The organism is Teichococcus aestuarii, assembly GCF_042651065.1.
Classification (GTDB): Bacteria; Pseudomonadota; Alphaproteobacteria; order Acetobacterales; family Acetobacteraceae; genus Pseudoroseomonas; species Pseudoroseomonas aestuarii.
In genome coordinates this window covers 1-19728 of sequence record NZ_JBHSCH010000035.1, presented here as the reverse complement: position 1 = coordinate 19728, position 19728 = coordinate 1, and the positions used below count along the sequence as shown (strand labels likewise).

General features: G+C 73.4%; 18 protein-coding genes. 8 read left to right on the top strand and 10 right to left on the bottom strand.

The features are described from left to right. Nucleotides 1-45: 45 nt before the first annotated feature. The 3 genes from ACFOY6_RS14145 to ACFOY6_RS14135 form a co-directional block, all read right to left on the bottom strand. Nucleotides 46-2241, bottom strand: coding sequence for an HWE histidine kinase domain-containing protein (locus tag ACFOY6_RS14145; RefSeq protein ID WP_109518294.1), 2196 nt, complete (start codon nt 2239-2241; stop codon nt 46-48). A 66-nt stretch (nt 2242-2307) separates the two neighbouring features. Then, nucleotides 2308-3855: an MBOAT family O-acyltransferase gene (locus ACFOY6_RS14140; protein ID WP_379651369.1), complete on the bottom strand. Its 1548-nt coding sequence runs from the start codon at nt 3853-3855 to the stop codon at nt 2308-2310. Nucleotides 3856-3862: 7 nt separating this feature from the next. Continuing rightward, complete coding sequence (locus ACFOY6_RS14135; protein ID WP_379651367.1) at nt 3863-4966, bottom strand: hypothetical protein; 1104 nt, start codon at nt 4964-4966, stop codon at nt 3863-3865. 770 nt (nt 4967-5736) lie between these two features. On the opposite strand from ACFOY6_RS14135, the gene ACFOY6_RS14130 reads away from it, so the two are divergent. Together ACFOY6_RS14130 and ACFOY6_RS14125 are read left to right on the top strand one after the other, a co-directional pair. Beyond that, a complete protein-coding gene (locus ACFOY6_RS14130) occupies nt 5737-7098 on the top strand; it encodes an SH3 domain-containing protein (RefSeq protein WP_379651365.1) in 1362 nt (453 codons plus the stop codon). A 346-nt stretch (nt 7099-7444) separates the two neighbouring features. Further along, a complete protein-coding gene (locus ACFOY6_RS14125; protein ID WP_379651363.1) occupies nt 7445-7690 on the top strand; it encodes a hypothetical protein in 246 nt (81 codons plus the stop codon). Between the two features lie 47 nt (nt 7691-7737). On the opposite strand, the gene ACFOY6_RS14120 is transcribed toward ACFOY6_RS14125, so the two are convergent. After that, on the bottom strand, nt 7738-8154 hold the full coding sequence (locus ACFOY6_RS14120; protein ID WP_379651361.1) for a hypothetical protein: 417 nt from the start codon (nt 8152-8154) through the stop codon (nt 7738-7740). Nucleotides 8155-8157: 3 nt separating this feature from the next. After that, nucleotides 8158-8865 (bottom strand): RraA family protein, encoded by a 708-nt coding sequence (locus ACFOY6_RS14115; RefSeq protein WP_379651359.1) that lies wholly within the window; start codon nt 8863-8865, stop codon nt 8158-8160. 171 nt (nt 8866-9036) lie between these two features. Here ACFOY6_RS14115 and ACFOY6_RS14110 point away from each other — a divergent pair, with 171 nt between their 5' ends. The 3 genes from ACFOY6_RS14110 to ACFOY6_RS14100 all read left to right on the top strand — a co-directional run bounded on the left by ACFOY6_RS14110 (nt 9037) and on the right by ACFOY6_RS14100 (nt 12987). Continuing rightward, entirely contained in the window at nt 9037-10704 is a 1668-nt protein-coding gene (locus tag ACFOY6_RS14110) for a methyl-accepting chemotaxis protein (protein ID WP_379651357.1), read from the top strand. Then, nucleotides 10701-11882: a PP2C family protein-serine/threonine phosphatase gene (locus ACFOY6_RS14105; protein WP_109518286.1), complete on the top strand. Its 1182-nt coding sequence runs from the start codon at nt 10701-10703 to the stop codon at nt 11880-11882. Before ACFOY6_RS14110 ends, ACFOY6_RS14105 begins: the two co-directional genes overlap by 4 nt. Nucleotides 11883-11952: 70 nt before the next feature. Then, entirely contained in the window at nt 11953-12987 is a 1035-nt protein-coding gene (locus ACFOY6_RS14100; RefSeq protein WP_379635229.1) for an amino acid ABC transporter substrate-binding protein, read from the top strand. A gap of 28 nt (nt 12988-13015) precedes the next feature. Here the strand turns inward: ACFOY6_RS14100 and bla are convergent, their stop codons facing one another. Further along, the gene (gene bla, locus ACFOY6_RS14095) at nt 13016-13912 is read right to left on the bottom strand and encodes a class A beta-lactamase (RefSeq protein ID WP_379651354.1); all 897 of its coding nucleotides are present in this window, start codon (nt 13910-13912) and stop codon (nt 13016-13018) included. A gap of 105 nt (nt 13913-14017) precedes the next feature. Here bla and ACFOY6_RS14090 point away from each other — a divergent pair, with 105 nt between their 5' ends. Further along, the gene (locus ACFOY6_RS14090) at nt 14018-14884 is read left to right on the top strand and encodes a LysR family transcriptional regulator (protein WP_379651352.1); all 867 of its coding nucleotides are present in this window, start codon (nt 14018-14020) and stop codon (nt 14882-14884) included. A gap of 115 nt (nt 14885-14999) precedes the next feature. After that, complete coding sequence (locus ACFOY6_RS14085; RefSeq protein WP_379651350.1) at nt 15000-15443, top strand: cupin domain-containing protein; 444 nt, start codon at nt 15000-15002, stop codon at nt 15441-15443. Nucleotides 15444-15474: 31 nt separating this feature from the next. Here ACFOY6_RS14085 and ACFOY6_RS14080 read toward each other — a convergent pair whose 3' ends face one another. The 3 genes from ACFOY6_RS14080 to maiA all read right to left on the bottom strand — a co-directional run bounded on the left by ACFOY6_RS14080 (nt 15475) and on the right by maiA (nt 17959). Further along, on the bottom strand, nt 15475-16887 hold the full coding sequence (locus ACFOY6_RS14080; protein ID WP_379651348.1) for a M20 family metallopeptidase: 1413 nt from the start codon (nt 16885-16887) through the stop codon (nt 15475-15477). 84 nt (nt 16888-16971) lie between these two features. After that, nucleotides 16972-17343: a hypothetical protein gene (locus ACFOY6_RS14075; protein ID WP_109518280.1), complete on the bottom strand. Its 372-nt coding sequence runs from the start codon at nt 17341-17343 to the stop codon at nt 16972-16974. After that, nucleotides 17333-17959, bottom strand: coding sequence for a maleylacetoacetate isomerase (maiA, locus tag ACFOY6_RS14070; RefSeq protein ID WP_109518279.1), 627 nt, complete (start codon nt 17957-17959; stop codon nt 17333-17335). Before maiA ends, ACFOY6_RS14075 begins: the two co-directional genes overlap by 11 nt. Nucleotides 17960-18188: 229 nt before the next feature. On the opposite strand from maiA, the gene ACFOY6_RS14065 reads away from it, so the two are divergent. Continuing rightward, nucleotides 18189-18641 carry an Lrp/AsnC family transcriptional regulator gene (locus tag ACFOY6_RS14065; RefSeq protein ID WP_109518278.1) on the top strand — a complete coding sequence of 151 codons (453 nt, stop codon included), beginning with the start codon at nt 18189-18191 and terminating at the stop codon, nt 18639-18641. A 12-nt stretch (nt 18642-18653) separates the two neighbouring features. Here the strand turns inward: ACFOY6_RS14065 and ACFOY6_RS14060 are convergent, their stop codons facing one another. Further along, on the bottom strand, nt 18654-19574 hold the full coding sequence (locus tag ACFOY6_RS14060) for a glycosyltransferase family 9 protein (protein WP_379651345.1): 921 nt from the start codon (nt 19572-19574) through the stop codon (nt 18654-18656). Nucleotides 19575-19728: the final 154 nt, after the last annotated feature.

Genomic DNA, 19728 nt, shown 5'->3' with positions numbered 1-19728 from the left:
AGGGCCATGGGGGTTGGGGGCCGCCCTGCGCAGCCCTGCCCCCGCTCAGGCGGAGGCCGCCCTCTCCTGCGAGACGATGCGGGCCAGCGGCAGCCAGGCGGAGAGCAGCAGCCCCTCCTCCCGCCATTCGAACTGGTAACGGCCGCTGAGCTGGTTGCCCAGCGTCGCCTCGATCATCCGCAGGCCGAAGCCGGAGCGGGGCTCCTCCGGCCCGGCGGCGGGGCCGCCCTGCTCCTGCCAGCGCAGGCGCAGCATGCCCTGCGCCGCATCGGCCCGCCACTCCACCGTGATCCGCCCGCCGGGCTGCGAGAGCGCGCCGTGCTGCATGGCATTCGCTGTCAGCTCATGGATCATCAGGGAGATGGGCTGGGCGATCTCGGCCGCCAGCACCAGGCGCGGCCCGAGCAGGTCGATCCGCTCGGCCACCTTCGGGATGCCTCGGGCGGCGGCGCCGATCTCCTCCTCCAGCAGCGTGCCCAGCTCGATGCCCTTCCAGGCGGCCGCGGCCAGCCTGCTCTGGGCGCGGGCCAGCGCCGCCACCCGCCCCTCCAGCGACTGCACGAAGCCCGGCAGCGTGTCCGCCCGCGACAGGCGCAGCGTCGCCTGCACCACGGCCAGGGCGTTGCGGGCGCGGTGGTCCACCTCCTGCGCCAGGAGCCGCTGCCGCTCCGCCGCCGCGCGCATCTCGGTGACATCCTCGAAGGTGCACACGGCCAGCGCCGCGCCATCACCGGCGGACCGCACCGGCGCGGCATTGACCGACAGCCAGATCGTGACACCGTCGCCCCGCCGGTAGGAGAGGCTGGCATGCTGCACCGGCCTGCCCTTCAGCACCGCCTGAGCCAGAGGGTAGTCCTCGGCCCGCAGCGGCGTCCCGTCCGGGTACTGCCCCCCCAGGCGCACATAGTCGGCCACGCTGTCCGCCACGACGATGGGATGACGCAGCATCTCGGTGGCGCAGGCATTCTGGAAGATCACCCGCCCCGAGGGCCGCTCGGCCAGGGCCACGCCTATCGGCATCTGCTCCAGCACCGCGCGCATCCGGGCCTCGCTGTCGCTCAGCTCCTGCTCGCGCTGGCGCAGCGAGCGGTGCAGCGCGCCCAGCGCCCCATGCAGCGCCGCCACCTCGGACAGGCGGCCGGGCGCGGGCAGCACGGCCTCGGGCTGCTCGCGCAGCCGCAGCGCCGCCTGGGACAGCCGCTCCAGCGGCCGGGCGATGCGCCCCGCCACCACCCAGCCCACCGCCGCCGCAAGCTGCGCCGCCAGGAAGCCGATGGCGAGCAGCCGCCAGCGCAGCGCCTCGGCCGGGGCGAAGGCATCCGTGGCCTCGTGCATGACGAGCACGGACCAGCCGAGGCTGCCCACATGGCGATGCCCGTCGAGCGGGGCGAAGCCGACGAGCCGCGCACCCTCCCTCCGCTCGATGACGTGGCTACCCGGGCCCTTCTGCAATTGCTGCCGGATCTCCTCCGGCAGCAGCGGCGCCTGCCGCCGCCCGGGGCCGCGGGGGCCGATCACCACCCTGCCCTGCGAATCCAGCACCAGCGCCCGCACGCCGGGGTGCCGCTGCAACAGCGGCTGGATCACGCTGCGCTCGATTCCCTCCACCCAGTCGACCGAGAGATGCGCCGCCAGGACGCCTTTCAGCCTTCCCGCCTCATCCAGGATCGGAGTCGCCAGGTCCAGGACACGCGGCGGCTCATCGTCGGAGCGCTGCATGTAGGGCGCCATCAGCTGCGCCTCATGCACATCGCCCAGGAAGGTGCTGTGGCGGCCCTGCTGGAAGTAGACGCGCTGCGAGACGTCGAGCCCCTCCAGCAGCCCCCGGTCCGTCGCCAGGATCTGCCCGTCGGGCCCGATCTGCAGCAGGATGGCGTAGTAGGGGTAGGTCTCCTGCAGCCGCCGCAACAGGGCGCGCCGGGCCGGCAGGCCGTACCCCGGGTTCCGCAGCGTCTCGGAAACCGCCGCGATCTCGAGATCCCGCATGCGCTCGAACAGGCCACGGTCCAGCAGGTCCGCCACCCGCTCGGCGGCGGCGGCGAGTTCCGCGCCCGCATCCTGGCGGAGCTGGGCGTAGACCCCCTGCGAGGCCACCAGCGCGGTAGTGCCGGCCGCCAGCAGCCCGATCAGCCCGAAGGCCATCGCCAGCAGGCTGCGCAGGCCGATGGATCTCGGCCCTGCCGGGGCGGGGCTGGCAGGGTGCTCCTCCGCGCCGTGCCGTCCGTCTCGCCCTGCCTTCATCACGCCTTGATCCCGGTCCGGTTGCCGCCCTGGCCGGCGGACGGCCAGAACCGGGACCGCGCGCCTTCAGAACTGGAAGTAAACGAATTCCTTGACGTCCGCCATCAGTGCCAGGGCGAGGAGGAAGGCGCCGGCCGTGGCGCAGGCGGAGACCAGGCGCGGGCGGAAGTGCAGGCGCGGCCAGCGGCGCGGCTCGTCGATCTCGGCGGCGCGGCCGTCCACGATCTGCTGCGAGTTCGGCGCGAGGGCGATGATCAGCAGCGCCAGGCCCAGCATGCCGAGGCTGATGGCCCAGCTCAGCGTGGCCATGCCGCCGATCGCGCCGGCCAGCGCGCCGGGGCCGCGCAGGGCGGTGGCCAGCAGCAGCGCCGTCTCCGGCTGGGCGAAGCCGTTCAGCCCCGCCATGCCGCCCAGCACCGCCAGCGCCGAGCCGAGGCTGGGCGCGGCGAAGAACACCCAGGCCACCACCACCGCCAGCAGCGTCAGCACCCGGGCCGGGGCGGCGCCGAGTCCGAGGCTGCGGCCCTCGGCCCGGGCACGTGCCGCGGCGCCGCTCCAGGCATGGTTGACCAGCAGGTAGAAGCCGTGCAGCCCGCCCCAGATGACGAAGGTCCAGCCGGCGCCGTGCCACAGCCCGCCGAGCAGCATGGTGGCCATCAGGTTCATGTGCCGGCGGGAGGCGCCGCGGCGGTTGCCGCCGAGCGGGATGTAGACGTAGTCGCGCAGGAAGCGCGACAGGGTCATGTGCCAGCGGCGCCAGAAATCGATGATCGAGACGGCCTTGTAGGGGGAGTTGAAATTGTAGGGGAAGCGGATGCCGAACATCCGCGCCAGGCCGACCGCCATGTCCGAATAGGCGGAGAAATCGTAGTAGAGGCCGACCGAGAAGGCGGTGGCGGCGGTCCAGGACTCCACCAGGCCAGGCGCGGCCCCCTCCAGCGCCGCCCCGGCGAAGACCGGCGTGGCCAGCGCCCCCACCGGGTCGGCGATCAGCAGCTTCTTCATCAGGCCGATGGCGAAGAAGGCCAGCCCCGCCGCCACGTCCGGCGCGCGGAAGCGGAAATTCTCCCGCTGCTGGAATTGCGGGATCAGCTCGTGGTGGTGGACGATCGGCCCGGCGATCAGGTGCGGGAAGAAGGAGACGAACAGCACGTAGTCGAGGAAGCTGTAGCGCTCCGCCCGGCCGCGCCCGCAATCGACCAGATAGGCGATCTGCAGGAAGGTGTAAAAGGAGATGGCCAGCGGCAGCACCACGCCGCCGACGGCGAACTCGATGCCGGTGAGGGCCGTGACGTTCTCGGCCACGAAGGTGGCGTATTTGTACCAGCCAAGCAGCGCGACATTGGCCGCGACGCCGCCCGCCACCAGCGCGCGCGCGCGCCCCGGCGCCCCTTCCCGCGCCGAGAGGATGGCGTTGCCCAGGGTGAAGTTGGCCAGCATGGAGAGCAGCAGCAGGCCGAGATAGAGCCAGCTCCACCAGCCGTAGAACACCAGCGAGGCGGCAACGAGCCAGAGCCGCGCCGCCCGGGTGCTGTGCAGCCGGCCGAGCAGGAAGAAGCCCAGCATGGTGATGGGCAGGAAGGCCAGCACGAAGACATGCGAGTTGAACAGCATGGGCGCCTCAGCTCCCGGCCTGCGGCGCGGGGGCGCCCTGGTGGGGAGAAGCGGCCATGGCGCGCAGGATCAGCGCGGTGAAGGCGGTGTGGTGCGGGTAGCGCAGGTGCACCGGGTCGGCGAAGTGCTCATCCGTCCAGCGCAGCCCGCGGCCATCGACCAGCAGCGTGTCGGGCTGGCGCAGCGTCTCGCGCATGCGGCGCATCCAGGTCTCGATCAGCCGGCCATCGGGGTCGAAGCTGTCGCGCCATTCCGGCATCACCGGCAGGGTGGCCAGAACCAGCCGCGCGCCGTGCGACGCCACCACCCGCTCCAGCTCCGCCAGGCCGGCGTAGCAGGCCTCGTCGAAGGCGGGGGCGGGGCGCCAGGAATGCGGGTTGCGCAGGATGCTGGAGCCCAGCCCGTCCTCCGCCACCGCCTCGGGGCTGAGCGGCGCGCCATCGACAGCGCCGGCGGCGGCGCGGGCCAGGTAGAGCGGCCGGAAGCCGGTGACATAGGGCAGCCAGGACGGCACCAGGCCGGAGAGGTAGGCATCGCCCAGGGCGGTGTCGAAGAAGGCGGTGGCCTCGGCGGGGCAGGATTCGAAGTCGCGCGGGGCCAGCACCACCATCACCGTCCGCACCTGGGGCGCCCGGTCCAGCAGGAAGCTGGCCAGGAAGGCGGTCTGGTCGATGTGCAGATAGCAGGGTGCGGCGTTGTAGACGCGCTCATCCCCCAGCTGCCTGGCGATCAGCGGCATGTCGAGGTTGCGCCAGGTGGCGGAGGAGCCGAGGGCGAGCAGGACGCGGTCCTCCAGCGCCACGTCGCGCAGCGCGGCGAGCTTCTCGTCGATGCACCAGGTGGCGGTCAGCGGCGGGTCCGGCAGCCGGCCGATCCGGGCGAGAGCCATGTGCCCGCCGGCCAGCACGCCGGCCCCGGCCAGGATCAGCGCCAGGACCGTGAGCAGGAAGCGGCGCGCGGCACGGCGCTCCGAGGGGTCCGTCCCGCCGTCCCGCGGGGGTGGGGGATGTGGCGCCGAGATGCCCGCGGCGGGTGCCGGCGAGGGCGCGGCGGTACGATGCGGCGAGGAATCGGGGGCACCCGTCGGGGCACGGGGGATCTCGTTCGACAATGCGGCCATTCCTCATCGCGCGCGGCCTGCGCAGGCAGGCCCCGTGGGGGAATTCAGGTCGGAAGAATCGGGAGTGCTGTCAGGCCGGATGGCCTGGCGGATGCCCTGGTCTGCGCGGCACGGCACATCGGACGCTTCCGGCCGGGCAGGAACTGCCCCGGAGACGCACGCGACGGCGGGCCTGGCACCACGGGCCAGTCCGGAAGATTATGGCGGCGTGATCGTCATGATCGCGCCGTGCGGGAAGCACGAACTCCTCATGACTTTTCCTTAACAGACACTCCACTTCCGGTTCAAACCCCGTGATGCCTCGCGGCGCCTCCACGGGTGTTCAGAAATACGAGAGCGTCTCAATATTTGGTCGTCCGTCGGATCTGCCGCATCATCGCTCAAGAAGAAAGAGGCGGAGGGCGAGGCAGAAAAACCAGCGAAAACCCTTTATCTTCATTGTCTTGTCAAACCCACAGGGAGGAATCCCGGGCGTCCCGCAAAACGCGCAAAGCCTCAACCAGAAAGGAAATTAAAATAATAACGCCCCCGTGAGGTTCTCGTTTGCCGGTCGAGAGGAGGTGCAGAGAACGTGCCTTATTCTACTTTACGTTTCCTCTTAATTGTGACCTTGCACACCCCAGTATCCTCGTTCTGTTCCCTCCTATTGACTTGACCGGCTCTCGCGCTGTGCGAGGTTCCACGGCATGTCACCCCGCCTCAACACTTCCCCCGAGAGGGCGGATCTCGCTCAGGGCGATCGGGCGCAGCCTTTCCTGCGCATGCCAGCCGGGCAAGGCCCGGCCCCCGGCCTGGCCCGGCCCGGCCCGGCGGCAGCACCTCCCCCGCCCAGCCCCTCCCCACGCCCCCTGGGCCGCACCCCGGCTCCGGCGAAGGAAACAGCGAGATCCGGAACCCCGGATGCGCCGGATGAGGCCCGGATCGCCCTGCTGCAGGATGCGCGCGCCTATCTGGAGCGGCCTGGCCTGCGTGAGGCCTTCCGGCAGTTCGTCCGCACCGCCGCCGACCTTGCCAAGGCCGGGCTGGTGTTCGAGGTCGTGACGCGGCCGGATGCCGGCGGCAGTGCCTTCCGGCATCTGCCCCGCCACCTGACCATCACAACGCGCCCTGAGCCTGGCCTCGGCGAGGATGAGAGCACCGTCCTGCTCATGGGCGTCGGCTTCTGGGAATTCCTGCCCGGCCGCTTCCAGGGCAGCGAGCGGGTGCTGGATGCCACGCGCCTGGCGATGGATGTCGGCTCCTTCCGCTTCGTCGAGAACACGCCCTCCGGCGATGCGGAGATCGTCGGGCATGAGGATGGCCGGCCGCTGGCCCAGTACCTGCGCATCGACATCAGCGGCGAAGGGCTGGAGAAATCCATCGCGGTGAGCAACACGGCGCTGGGCGGCGCCTTCGTGGCGGCATACCGGAACTATCTGGAGGTGCTGGCGGAGCGGCCCTACCGCAGCCTGCACCCGTATCGTCAGCTCAGCGCCCCCGCCACACCGCCGCCCCCGCCGCCGCGCAACCAGAGAGCGCGGATCGTGCGTCGTGCGGCGGGCCCGCTGGCGAGCGCCCCGGCGCTTCCGGCCGCAGGCTCCCCGGCGCGCGCCCGGCGCCAGGGCGGGCTGAAATGGGCCTGGCTCGGGGTCATCCCGGCCCTGGGTGGCGCCTGGCTGCTGGTGAATCTGCTGGTGGCGCCGCAGCAGCAGACGGCGGAAGCCCCAGCGCGGGTGGCCGAGCCCCAGCGCGCCGCGCCCCCCGCCCCGGCTTCCGCGCCACCGGCCGCCAGCGCGGCTCCATCGGCCGCCGCGCCACCCTCCGGCGCCGTGCCCGCGGCCCCGCTGGCGCTGGAGCCGGTGCCGACCATCGATCTGCCCCCACCCCTGCCGCTGCCGCCCCCGGCCGCGCCGGAACCGCCGGCGGCCACGGCTCCCGCGGCGCCAGCGCCCGCCATGGGCCGGGTTGCACGGGTGCGGATGGATGCGAATGTCCGCGCGGCACCCTCCGGATCGGCGCCGGTGGTGCGCACCGTGCAGACGGGCGCCGAGGTCCGGATCGCCGGCGAGGAATATGGCTGGCAGCACGTCTTCCTGCCGAACGGAACGGAGCTGGGCTGGATCTACGGCAATCTGCTCGACTGAAGCGGCACGGGCCGGGGCGAGCGACGGAGCGTGGCCCTGGCCGGGCGCGCTCCGGTCCGGCGGTGGGCGGCCCGGCGGCCTTGATCACAGAAAACGGTAGAAGAAGCCCCCGCAAGTACTGAGAAAACCACAGGGCCTCTCCCGACTCCGTGAATTCATTTTTTCCTTTCCAAGATGTGGCTACGCACAAAAATTTGGCCGCTCCTCGCGAAGACTTTCCCTTGTAAGAAAGCGTAACGCAATCGCATCAACATTAGGTGTTAAGCGTGAACGGAGCATGTGCGTTACCCGAAAGCGCGCATAGGATGAATTCGCATCCTTTCCCCCCCCCATAGGCGTCCCGAACATGATCGACATGGAGCATCCTCAGACTCTGGCGCATCTGCGCATCCAGGCAGCGCAGGCGCTGCTGTTGGACGCCCTGCAGGAGCGCCCCGCGCCCAGCCGGTCCACCATCCTCGAGGCGCTGATGGAAGTGGACGCGGCCGAGCGGCTGATGTCCCTCGGCTGCGCGCCGGTCGAGGAAGACATCGAGATGGACGAGGAGAACGACGACAGCCGCCTGCTGCGCCTGGTGCAGCCGGCTGAATAAGGGGCCGAGTTAGGGGAGGCCGAACCCCGCCCGCCCGCCGCTCCCACTCAGCGGCAGGCGGAAGGGTTCAGCCAGCCCGCCGCCGTGCCGGCCTCGTCCCGCACGGCGGCCGCGCCCCCGCAGAGGGGGCGCAGCGTGAAGCGCCGCTCCCCCTCGCCCGGCAGCGGCGGCGCCGCCCCCACCGGGCGGTCGCTCTCCACCCGCGCGGGCCGCCCCGCCGGGCCCAGCTCCGCCACACATTCCCGCCGCTCGCCATCCGGCCGCTCCAGCCGCACCAGCGCCCTGCCATGGTTCATCGGCAGCGCCGCCGTTGCCGCGCTCCCGGGCGCCGCCTGCAGGCAGGCCACCAGGGCCGGCGCCATCTGCGGAAGGCGGGCGAAGCCGCCCTCCCCCTCCTGCGCCAGGGCGGGCATGGCGCCCGCGATCAACAGTGCGAATCCAAGGCGGCAGAGGGCGGCGGGCATGGCTCAGTGGATCTCCTTCGATCGCGCCAGCGCCTCCCGCAGCTTCGCCACGGAGAAGTCGCCGGACTTGCACAGGTCGAGGATCACCTTCTCTCGCCGTGCCCCCAGCTCGATGGCGGGCAGGATCTGGCGCACCGCCTCGTGCGGGATGACCACCGCGCCGTGCCGGTCGGCATGCACCACGGCGTCATGCACGCAGGCCATGCCATGCACCGACACGTCCTGGCCATAGGCCACCATGTGGACATAGGCATGGCTCGGGTTCACCACCCCGCCGAGAATCTGGAACTCCGGCGCCAGCGCGTCGATGTCGCGGAAGGAGCCGTTGGTGACGCAGCCTTGCGCGCCCAGCGCCTTGTGCACGGCGGAATGCACCTCGCCCCAGAAGGCGCCGTAGCCCGGCGTGTCGTCCAGGTCCTGCAGCACCACGATGGTCGGCATCGCCGCCTCGGCGACGTATTCGTACCAGCCCGTGCGCACGGCGTGGTCCACCTCCGCCGGACGGCCGGAGGGGGCGGCGGCGCGAATCGTGCCGGTGCGCGCCAGGCCGCAGACCGGCCGCAGCGTCACATCGGCCGCCACCAGCGGCCGCACCGTGTAGCCATGGCCGCGCCGCTGCGGCGCCACCAGCTCCAGCGCGTTGCAGATGGTGGGGGTGTCCCAGGCCCGCAGCGCCTCGAGATCGGCGGCGGTGAAGGGGTATCCGGCCATGTGTTTCCTCCCTGGCTCTGCGGGAAGCTTCGCCCCGTGCAGGCCCCGGGTCAAACCCGCGGCGGCCGAATTCCGGCCCGTGGCTTGGCGCCCCGGGGCCCGAGAGAGTAGCGTGGCGGGCGCACGCAACCCCGCCTTTCCATCCACCGCCTTTCCACCACCTGGAGCAGCATGGACGCCAGCCGGCCGGCCGCCACGCCACCCTCGTCAGCCGGCTCCGCGCCGCAACCCGCCGCTCCGCAGCCGCAATGGGCGGTGCGTGGCGGCGCGGCCGGGCCCGACCGCCTGTCGATCTGGTTCGGCCGCATCGGCGCGCGCGCCATGGTGATCGCCGCCCTGGTGCTGGCCGTCGTGCTGCTGCTCAGCGGCACCGCCCTGTTCACCAGCCGGCACCAGGCCGCCCTGATCGAGCAGATCGGCGTGCGTGACCGGCAGGCCGATGCGGCGGTGGACGCCCTCTCGCACGACGTGGCCGATTTCTCCGCCCGCTTCGCCGGCGTGCTGGCCGGCATGCTGCGCCCCCGCGAGGCGGCGCCACGCGTCGAGGAGGGCAGCGCGGCCGTCCTGCAAAGCTTCGCCCGCGTCGATGCGCTGCTGCGGCAGGAGCTGGACCCCGCCCTGCTGGGCGGCGGCCGCGACATGGCCGCCCGCCTGCCGGCGCTGGTGGCGCGCATCCGCGCCGCCCTGCTCGGCCCGTCCGGCGAGCCGCTCGGCCCGCTGCACGAGGAATGGCTGGACCACATGACAACCTATGGCCGCGTCGCCCAGGCCGCCCGCGCGCTGGTGCAGGAACGCGGGGCGCGCAGCGTGGAGGAGGCGCAGGCGCTGGCGGCGCAGGCCCGGCGCATCGTGCTGGCCGTGGCCATCGCCGGGCTGGCCGTCAGCTTGCTGGTGCTGGTGGTGCTGGTGCGGCTGATCGCCCGCCCCGTCACCCGCATCGCCGCCGCGATGGACGCGCTCTCGCACGGCCAGCTGGAGGCCGAGGTGCCCGAGACCGGCCGTGCCGACCAGCTCGGCGACATGGCCCGCGCCGTGCTGGTGTTCAAGGACAGCCTGCTGGCGACGCGGCGGCTGACCGAGCAGGCGGCGGAGAATGCGCGCCGCACCGCCATCGCCACCACCCAGGCCTCGGACGCCATCGGCCAGGTGAGCGACGGCGCGCTGACCCAGCTCACCGAGCTGCGCCAGGTGGGCGAGGCGCTCTCCCAGACGCGGGAGGCGATCGGCGAGGTGGCGCGCACCACCGCCCTCTCCAACGACCGGGCGCAGGACGCGCAGGCGCTGCTCGCCGCCAACCTGGCCAAGGTGCGCAGCCTGATCGGGCTGGTGGACGCGGTGGGCGACGACACCGAGCGGGTGACGCGCATCGCCGCCACCATCGCCAAGATCGCGACGCAGACCAACATCCTGGCGATCAACGCCGCGATCGAGGCGGCGCGCGCCGGCGAGCATGGCCGCGGCCTCGCCGTGGTGGCCGAGGAGGTGCGGGCGCTGGCCGCCAGCACCGAGCAGATGGCGCAGGAGATCGCCGATGTCGTGCGCGTCGCCGGCCGGCGCACGCGCGAGGGCAGCGGCACCGCCGCCGCGGTGGGCGAGGACATGGACACGCTGGAGCGCTTCGTGGCGGAGAGCGCCCGCCTCTCCGGCGTCATCGCCGTGGCGATGGAGCAGCAGCAGGCGACGGTGGTCGAGATCAATGCCCGCGTCGACACGCTGGCGCGCATCGGCCAGTCCAACGCCACGGCGGCGGAGGAGATCACCGTGACCATGATCGACCTGGCGAAGCTCGCCTCGGAGACGCGCAGCGTGGTGGAGAGCATGGCGGGGCGCGGCGCATGAGCGGCGAGGCGGGAGGCGCCGCCGGCGTGGCGCTGCTGGTGGTCGATGACAGCCCGTTCAACCGGCTGATGCTGCAGCGCCGGCTGCAGGCGCTGGGCTACCTCAACGTCACCATGGCCGAGGACGGCACGCAGGGGCTCGCCGCCATCGCCGCGCAGCGCTTCGACGTGGTGCTGCTCGACCTCGAGATGCCCAATCTCGACGGCATCGGCGTGCTGGAGCGGCTGCATGCCGGGCGCGGGACGGCGCCGCCCGTCATCGTCATCTCGGCGCTGACTGAGATGGACAAGATCGTCCGCTGCATCGAGCTGGGTGCCGAGGATTTCCTGCCGAAATCCTTCGACCCGCCGCTGCTGCGCGCCCGCCTCGGCGCGGTGCTGGAGAAGAAGCGGCTGCGCGGCCTCGCCGAGCAGCGCCTGGCCCTGCTGGAGGCGGAGCTGGAGAGCGCCCGCGCCGCCCAGCTCTCCCTGGTGCCGCGCGACTTCGCCGCCATCGCGCCCCCCGGCCTCGACCTCTGGGCGGCGATGGTGCCGGCGCGGCAGGTGGGCGGCGACCTGTACGACGCCTTCCGCCTGCCCTCCGGCGCCCTGCTGGTGACGGTGGGCGACGTGGCCGGCAAGGGCGCGCCGGCCGGCCTGACCATGGCGCGCAGCCTCGGGCTGATCCGCGCCACCGCGCTGCTGCTCTCGGCCGGCGGCGCGCTGCCCGACCCCGCCGCCATCGTCGCCTGCGCCAATGACGACCTGGCGCGCGGCAATGAGGACCAGACCTTCGTCACCCTTGTGCTCGCCATCATCGACCCGGCCAGCGGCGCGGGCCGGCTGTGCCTGGCCGGGCACGAGCCGCCCTTCCATCTCTCCGCCGCCGGCGGCGTGGCGCCGCTGCCGGGGCTGACCCGGCAGCCCGCCCTGGGCGTGCTGGAGGGCTTCGCCTACGCCAGCGACGCGCTGGCCCTCGCCCCCGGCGAAGGGCTGCTGCTCTACACCGACGGCGTGACCGAGGCGGAGGATGGCGGGGGCGAATTCTTTGGCCGCGAGCGCCTGCACGGCCTGCTTGCCCCGCACGCCACGGCGCCGGCCCGGCAGGCGGTGGAGGCGGTGCTGCGGGCGGTGGAGGGCTTCGCCGCCGGGGCGCCGCAGGCGGACGACATCACCCTGCTCGGCCTGCGCAAGGCCTGAGGCGGCGCCGGCTTCACAGCCGGAGGAGCGCGGCCTAGCCTGCCCTTCTTTCCACGGAGAATGGCTGGTCATGACGCTGCGCAAGACGGCCCTGGCCCTGGCGGGCCTGTGTTTCGGGATGCTGGCGGCCGGTCCGGCGCCGGCGGCCGACCCGCCCACCGCTTCCCGCACGCTCGCCGGCATCCGCGCCCGCAGCAGCGTCGTCTGCGGCGTGCAGAACGACAATCCGCCCTTCTCCCTGCCCGACAGCCAGGGCCAGTGGCGCGGGATGGATGTCGATTCCTGCCGGGCGCTCGCCGCCGCCACGCTGGGCGATGCCGCGAAGGTCACCATCCGCCCCATCACCGGGCTGACGCGCTTCCCCTCGCTGCAGAGCGGCGAGGTGGACGTGCTGTTCGGCAGCACCACCTGGACGACGACGCGCGAGAGCGCGCTCGGCCTCGTCTTCGCCGGCGCCAACTACTACAGCGGCCAGGGCTTCCTGGTGCATTCCAGGCTCGGCGTGAAGACGCTGAAGGAACTGGACGGCGCCTCGGTCTGCGTGCCGCCCGGCTCGACCACCGAGCTGATCATGCAGGACTGGGCACGCAAGAACGGCGTCAGCTTCCAGCCCGTGGTGATCGACGACCCGAACCAGATCCAGTCCACCTTCCTCAGCGGCCGCTGCGACGCCTTCACCCGCGACCTGACCGGCCTCTCCGGCTTCCGCTCCCGCCAGGGCAAGCCGGAGGCGTACACGCTGCTGCCCGAGTTCATCTCGATGGAGCCGCTCGGCGCCTTCATCCGCAAGGGCGACGATGGCTGGCTGGACATCGTCCGCTGGACCCAGCTCGCCCTGGTGGCGGCGGAGCAGATGGGCGTCACCGCCGGCAATGCCGCGGATCAGGCGGCCTCGGCCAACCCCGACATCCGCCGCCTGCTGGGGTCGGAGGGCGAGGTCGGCCCCAGCATGGGGCTGGAGAAGGGCTGGGCGCTGGCCGCCATCCGCGCCGTCGGCAACTATGGCGAGATGTGGGAACGCAACGTGCGGCCGATGGGGCTGGAGCGCGGCAACAACCGCCTGTGGGACCAGGGCGGGCTGATGTTCGCCCCGCCCCTGCGCTGAGGCCGGCGGGGGCGGTGCCCCCCGCCCTTCAGGCGGTGGCCCGCACCACCGCCTCCGCCACCGCCGCGATGGCAGCGTCCCGCCCCTCGGCCGGCACGGTGGCGCCGGTGAGGTAGACCGTCACCAGGATCGGTGCCCGGCCGCCCGGCGGCAGCAGCAGGCCGACATCGTTGGCGGTGTTGCGCCCGCCGCTGCCGGTCTTCTCGGCGGCGCGCCAGCCCGCGGGCAGGCCGGCGCGCAGCCGCCTGTCGCCGGTCCGGTTGCCCAGCAGCCAGCCCATCAGCCGCTCGCGGGAGGCGGCGGAGAGCGCCTCGCCCAGCGTCAGCGCCCCGATCAGCCCCAGCATCGCCTCGGGGCTGGTGGTGTCGCGCGGGTCGCCGGGGGTGGCCTCGTTCAGCGCCGTCTCCCAGCGGTCCAGCCGCGTCACCGGGTCGCCGAGGTCGCGGGCGAAGGCGGTGAGGCCGGCCGGGCCGCCCAGCGTGCCGAGCACCAGGTTGCCGGCGGTGTTGTCGCTCAGCGTCACCGTCGCCGCGCAGAGCGCCTCCAGCGTCATGCCGGGGCCATCGGCCTGCGGCTTGGTCACCGGCGAGTAGGTGACGAGGTCGGCGCTGGAGAAGCGCAGCACGCGGTCCAGCCGCTCCTGCCCGGCATCGACACGGCGCAGCACGGCGGCGGCGGCCAGCAGCTTGAAGGTGCTGGTCAGCGGGAAGCGCTCCGCCGCGCGGTGCCCGGCGCGCAGCCCGCCGGGGGCCCCCTCCGGCAGCGCCACGCCGAGCCGCCCGGCGATCTCCGCCTCGATCGCCCGCAGCCGCGCCTCCAGCGCCGCCTGCCGGCCTTCCGCCGCCGCCGCCCGCCAGGGCATCGCGCCCCACAGCGCGCCCGCGCCCAGCCCCGCCACCATCATCATCCGCCGCCCGATCGTCATTGGCCCGGCTCCTTTCGTTGCGGGCGCACAGTGGCGGCGCCATGCCCCCTCGACAAACGGGGAGTTCTGGGGCGAAACCCCAGGAAAACTAGGGCATGAAACGGCATGCGCACCCACCTCCCCCTCAACGCCCTGCGCGCCTTCGAGGCCTCGGCCCGGCATCTCAGCTTCACCAAGGCGGGGCTGGAGCTGCACGTCACCCAGGCGGCCATAAGCCATCAGGTGAAGAGCCTTGAGGAAAACTTGGGCATCGCCCTGTTCCGGCGCCTGCCGCGCGGCCTGGCCCTGACCGATGAGGGCGCCGCCCTGCTGCCCGAGATCGCCGAGGGCTTCCGCCGCATCGCCCGCAGCCTCGACCGCTTCGAGGCCGGGCAGGTGCGGGAGGTGCTGACGGTGGGGGTGGTGGGCAGCTTCGCGGTGGGCTGGCTGCTGCCGCGGCTGGCGGCCTTCCGCGCCTCGCACCCCTTCATCGACCTGCGGCTGCTGGCCAACAACAACCGGGTGGACCTCGCCGGCGAGGGGCTGGACTGCGCCATACGCTTCGGCGACGGCGCCTGGCACGGCACCGAGGCCGTGCATCTCTTCGCCGCCCCCTTCTCGCCCGCCTGCGCCCCCGGCATCGCCGCGCGGTTGCGGCGGCCGGAGGATCTGGCGGGCGAGACGCTGCTGCGCTCCTACCGCGCCGATGAGTGGTCCCGCTGGTTCGCGGCGCAGGAGCTGCCCTGCCCGCCGGCGCGCGGGCTGGTGGCGGACAGCTCGCTGGTGCTGGCCGAGGCGGCGGCGCAGGGCGCGGGGGTGGCGCTGCTGCCGCTGCGGCTCTTTGCGCTGGAGCTGCGGGAGGGGCGGCTGGCGCGGCCCTTCGCGGCCGAGGTGGCGCTCGGCGCCTACTGGCTCACCTGGCTGCGCTCCCGCCCGCCGGGGCCGGCGCTGCGGGCCTTCCAGTTCTGGCTGATGGAGCAGGCGGCGGGCTGACGCCCCAGGGGCGAGGCCAGGGACGGGGCCAGGGACGACACCGGGGGGGGGACGCGGGCGGAGAAACGCTCTAGCCTGGGCTGCAAGGGCCGGATCACCGGCCCGGAGGAAACGCATGCGCCCTGCTTCGATTCGCGGCCTCGCCCTGGTGGCCGCCACCCTGCTGCCCGCCCTGGCCCTGTCGGCCTGCGCGCAGGCGCCGGCCGACCCGCCGAAGCCGAAGGTGACGGAGATCTATCGCGGCAGCACCACCGCGCTCGGCCAGAAGCTGCGCTTTCCGCGGCAGGACGGGACGCTGGTGGCCTCGATCTACGAGATCCCGCCCGGTGCCCGGCTGCCGGTGCACCGCCACCCGCAGCAGCGCCTCGCCTATGTGCTGGCGGGGCGGCTGCGCGTCGGCACGCCGGAGGGGCGCGGCTGGGAATATGGGCCGGGCGAGATCGTGGTGGAGATGCTCGACCACTGGCATTCCGGCGAGACCCTGGGCACCGAGGCGGTGCGCCTGCTGGTGATCGACCAGACGGAGGGCGACACCGCCAATGTCGAGCTGCACCCGTAGCGGGGCGGCGGGCCGCCCCGCCTGAGCGGCCTCAGCCGCGCGGCGGCGTGCCCGGCTCGCCCAAATCCCACCACATGCCGGCGAAGGCCAGCAGCCCCTCGCGCGCCGGGGCCTTCAGCAGGTGCTCGTCCGGCCCGTGCTGCTTGCAGCCATTGTAGCTGTGCGGCACCCAGACCAGCGGCACGCCGAGATGGTCGACGAACACGTCGCCCGGCAGGCCGCCGCTGCTGTTGGGGATGATCTGCACGCGGCCGCCGAGGCTCCGCTCCATGCTGGCCTGCGCCCAGCGCACCCAGGGGTGGTCCGGCGCGGTGCGGCTGGCGGGCATGCGGACGAAGGCGTTCTCGATGCGCACCTGCTGCAGCCCGTGCGCGTCGAGATGGGCGCGCAGCGTGGCCTCGAAGGTGGCCGGGTCGCTGTCCACCGTGTAGCGGATCTGGCAATGGGCGCGGGCGTCGGGCGCCACGGCGTTCACCGGGTTGGCCGGCACGCCGCTGGTCATGGCCAGCACGATGAAGCTGTTCCAGCCATAGATCTTCTCGGCCGGGGTCAGGCCGGGCTCGCCCCAACCCTCGTCGATCGTCGCGGCGCCGTCGCCGCCGCCCACCGGGCAGCCTTCCAGCACCGCGCGCACCGCCGCCGGCACGCCGCCCTGCGCGCCACCCTGGGGCAGCCAGCCGCGCACCAGGATCTTGCCGTCGCGGTCCATGATGGTGGAGAGGGCATGCGCCAGCACCACCGCCGGGTCGGTGGTCAGGCCGCCCCAATGGCCGGAATGCACGCCGCCCTCGCGCAGCTTCACCACCAGGTCGCAATGCCAGGTGCCGCGCGTGCCGGTGGCGATGGTGGGCAGGCCCGGCTCGACGCGCGGCCCGTCCGAGGCGATCAGCGCGTCCGCCTTCAGCGCCTCGGCCTGGGCGGCGACGAAGGCGCGCAGCCCCTTGCTGCCGCGCTCCTCGGCCATCTCCAGCACCAGCTTCACATTGGCGCCGAGGCGGCCGCCGCGCTCGGCCAGCACGGCCTCCAGCGCGGCGAGGTTGAGCGCGTGCTGACCCTTGTTGTCGGCGGTGCCGCGGCCGTACCAGCGGTCGCCCTTGTCGGTCAGCGCCCAGGGGGTGAGGCCGGGGGACCACTGCGCGTCCAGCCCCGCCACCGTGTCGCCATGGCCGTAGAGCAGCGCGGTCGGCAGCGCCGGGTCCTCGATGCGGGTGGCCATCAGGATCGGGCCGAAGCCGGGCTCGGGGTTCTCATGCAGGCTGATGGCGAAGCCCATCCGCTCCAGCCAGGGGGAGATGGCCTCCTCCAGGTAGCGGCGCAGCGCCGGCGCATGCTCCGCCTCCTGCGAGGTGGAGGGGATGGCGACCAGCCGCGCCAGCAGATCCTGGAACCCTCCCTGATCGAAGAAGCGCCCCGCGCGTTCCAGCGCGCCGTCCCGCGTTGCCATGCCCTGCCATCCTTCCGTCACCATCGGCGCATGGCCCGGGCCATGCCGCAATGCGCAAGGCTTTGGCGCCGCGGCGCCACGCCGTCAACGGGTGCGGGCCGGTGCGCCCCCGGACTGGCCGCCCCCGCCGAGGCCGGCGCCGAGCAGCGCGGCGGCGGCCATGGGCAGCGCGGCCCCCATCAGCGGCGCCGCCAGCCCCTGCCCGCCGGCGGGGAGCTGCACGGGCGCGGGCGACTCCTCCTCCGGCGGCGCCAGGGTGGCGGACGGCCTGGCGGGCGGCGCCACCAGCCGGGGCATGGGCTGGCCGCGCGGCGGCACCACCACCCCGGCCTCGGCCGGCACGGACAGGCTGCGCAGCTGGGCCGAGGCGGGGGTGGCGGCGGCCAGCAGGGCCGGCAGCAGGGCGGCCATCGCCAGCGCCGCGCGGGGGGCGGCGATGCGGGGTTCAGGCGGCATCGGGTGTCTCCGGCATCGTGTCGCGGAAGGCCGGCAGCGTCATGCTGGCGGCCTCGGCGGAAAGCAGGCGGGGGAAGGCCAGCTGCACGCCGAAGCGCCGCGCGGCGTAGAGCTGCGGCACCAGGAACACATCGGCGAGGCTGACCCGGGCGCCGAAGCAGAACGGGCCGGGGCTGTCGGCCAGCAGCCCCTCGCAGGCCTCCAGCCCCTCGCTGATGGCATGGCGCGCCCAGCCCTGCACCTGCCCTTCCGTCAGGCCGGCGGCGCGCAGCCGCGCCAGCACGCCCGCGGCGTGCAGCGGCTGCGTCTCGCAGGCGATGGCCAGGGTGAAGGCGCGCATCCGCGCGCGCTGGGCCGGCTCGGGTGGCAGCAGCGGCGGGCTCGGCCACATCTCCTCCAGCCATTCCACGATGGCCAGGGACTGCGTCAGCGACCCGCCCTCCGGCAGCTCCAGGATCGGCATCAGCCCCTGCGGATTGAGGGAGACATGGCCGAGGTTGCGGGGGCCATCCTGCGGCAGGTCATGCAGCAGGGTCTCGACCTCGACCCCCTTCAGCGCGAGCGCGATGCGGACGCGCCAGGTGACGCTTGACGGGATGTAGCCATGCAGGCGCATGCCGTCCTCTCCTTTACGTGATCGTGCGGCCCGGCCGCACGACTTGTCAATCCGCTGGACGCTGACGGCACCCGGGATTGCTCCCAGGCCCACCATTTGTCTCTTTTACGATAATGACGACATGATTTCCGGACAAATATGGCGGGAATTTGGATTTTCGCGCAGGAATCGAACTGTGGCAGCCGGCGCGGCAGCGGCTATTCAGGTCAGGCCATCCTGGGAGGGCCCCGTGGACCAGACCGACCGCCGCATCCTCCGCGCCCTGGCGCGCAACGCCCGGTTGACGAATGCCGAGCTGGCCGAGGAGGTGGGCCTCTCCCCCTCCCCCTGCTGGAGCCGGGTGAAGCGGCTGGAGCAGGCCGGCGTGATCCAGGGCTATGTGGCGCTGCTGGACCCGGCGAAGCTCGGCCTGCCCGACATCGTCTTCGTCGAGGTGATGGTCGAGAAGCATGACGAGGCGGCGCTGGCGCAGTTCGAGCGCGCGGTGCAGGACATGCCGGAGGTGCTGGAATGCCACCTGACCACCGGCGCCTACGACTACCTGATCAAGGCGGCGGTGGGCGGCACGGCGGGCTACGAGACGCTGCTGCGCGAGAAGCTCTACCGCCTGCCCGGCGTGCGCCACACCCGCTCGGCCTTCACCCTGCGCTGCCTGAAGCGGGCGATCTCGCCCACCCCCTGACGGCCGGGGCGCTCAGGACGGCGCCAGCCGCTCCAGCGCCGCGCGCACCGCCGCCTCGGGCAGCTCCGCCAGCGGCAGGTGCCGCAGGAAGGCCGTGGCCGGGCCGCGCGGGGCGCAGAGCGCGGGGTCGCTCTCGGCGCCGAACAGCGACAGGGTGGGGCAGCCGGCGGCGGCCACCAGATGCGTGGGGCCGGTGTCGTTGCCCACCGCCGCCACCGCCGCCCGCGCCAGGGCGCCGATCTGCGCCAGGCTGGTGCGGCCGGTGAGGTCGAGGCTCCCGGGCGCCGCGGCGGCCAGGATGGTGGTGGCGAGCGGCGCCTCGGCCGGGCCGCCCAGCACCGCCACGGGGCGCCCGAGGCTGGCAGCCAGGGCGGCGAATCGCTCCGCCGGCCAGCGCTTGCCCGGCCGCCCCGGCGAGGCGCCAGGGATCAGCAGGACGAAGCGGGGTGGCAGGGCGAAGGCCGAGAGATCGTCCTCCAGCCAGTCCAGCGCGGGCGGCGGGAAATGCGTGATGCCGGCGATGGCGAGCTGCTCGCGCTGGCGCTCCAGCGTGTGCAGGGAATCGCGCGCCGGATTGGCGTGGCGGTGGCTGGCGCCGCGCGCGATGCCGGACCATTCGGGCCGCCCGCCCGTGAACAGGCGGTAGCGCGAGGAGCGGCGGGAGGTCTGCAGGTCATAGACCCGGTCGAAGCCGGCGCGGCGCAGCCGCCAGGCGAGGCGCGCCACGCCGGCGAGGTCGGTCCAGTCGGGCCGGCCATCGGCCCAGATCTCGTCGAACCAGGGGGCGCGGCGGGCCAAGCCCGCGAAGGGCGGCGTGGTCAGCAGCGTGATGCGGGCGCCGGGATGGTGCGCGCGGATGGCGGCGAAGGGGCCGAAGGCCTGCACGAAGTCGCCCAGCGCCGCCAGCTTGATGACGAGGATGCGCGGCGCCATTCAGAGCAGCTCCCGGTACACGGCGAGCGTCGCGTCCTGCATCGCCGCGGTGGTGTAGCGGGCGCGCACCATGGCGCGGGCGGCCTCGCCCACCGCCGCGCGCGCCCCGGCCGGCAGGGCCAGCGCGCGGGCGATGGCGGCGGCCAGCGCCGCG

Excerpts from the sequence above, each read along its gene's own strand:
- ACFOY6_RS14075 (WP_109518280.1), bottom strand. The coding sequence starts at position 17,343 with ATGCCGCCTGAACCCCGCATCGCCGCCCCCCGCGCGGCGCTGGCGATG.
- ACFOY6_RS14110 (WP_379651357.1), top strand. The coding sequence starts at position 9,037 with ATGGACGCCAGCCGGCCGGCCGCCACGCCACCCTCGTCAGCCGGCTCC.
- ACFOY6_RS14130 (WP_379651365.1), top strand. The coding sequence starts at position 5,737 with ATGCCAGCCGGGCAAGGCCCGGCCCCCGGCCTGGCCCGGCCCGGCCCG.
- ACFOY6_RS14080 (WP_379651348.1), bottom strand. The coding sequence starts at position 16,887 with ATGGCAACGCGGGACGGCGCGCTGGAACGCGCGGGGCGCTTCTTCGAT.
- ACFOY6_RS14105 (WP_109518286.1), top strand. The coding sequence starts at position 10,701 with ATGAGCGGCGAGGCGGGAGGCGCCGCCGGCGTGGCGCTGCTGGTGGTC.
- ACFOY6_RS14060 (WP_379651345.1), bottom strand. The coding sequence starts at position 19,574 with ATGGCGCCGCGCATCCTCGTCATCAAGCTGGCGGCGCTGGGCGACTTC.
- ACFOY6_RS14115 (WP_379651359.1), bottom strand. The coding sequence starts at position 8,865 with ATGGCCGGATACCCCTTCACCGCCGCCGATCTCGAGGCGCTGCGGGCC.
- ACFOY6_RS14145 (WP_109518294.1), bottom strand. The coding sequence starts at position 2,241 with ATGAAGGCAGGGCGAGACGGACGGCACGGCGCGGAGGAGCACCCTGCC.
- bla (WP_379651354.1), bottom strand. The coding sequence starts at position 13,912 with ATGACGATCGGGCGGCGGATGATGATGGTGGCGGGGCTGGGCGCGGGC.
- maiA (WP_109518279.1), bottom strand. The coding sequence starts at position 17,959 with ATGCGCCTGCATGGCTACATCCCGTCAAGCGTCACCTGGCGCGTCCGC.
- ACFOY6_RS14140 (WP_379651369.1), bottom strand. The coding sequence starts at position 3,855 with ATGCTGTTCAACTCGCATGTCTTCGTGCTGGCCTTCCTGCCCATCACC.
- ACFOY6_RS14125 (WP_379651363.1), top strand. The coding sequence starts at position 7,445 with ATGATCGACATGGAGCATCCTCAGACTCTGGCGCATCTGCGCATCCAG.
- ACFOY6_RS14085 (WP_379651350.1), top strand. The coding sequence starts at position 15,000 with ATGCGCCCTGCTTCGATTCGCGGCCTCGCCCTGGTGGCCGCCACCCTG.
- ACFOY6_RS14120 (WP_379651361.1), bottom strand. The coding sequence starts at position 8,154 with ATGCCCGCCGCCCTCTGCCGCCTTGGATTCGCACTGTTGATCGCGGGC.
- ACFOY6_RS14100 (WP_379635229.1), top strand. The coding sequence starts at position 11,953 with ATGACGCTGCGCAAGACGGCCCTGGCCCTGGCGGGCCTGTGTTTCGGG.
- ACFOY6_RS14090 (WP_379651352.1), top strand. The coding sequence starts at position 14,018 with ATGCGCACCCACCTCCCCCTCAACGCCCTGCGCGCCTTCGAGGCCTCG.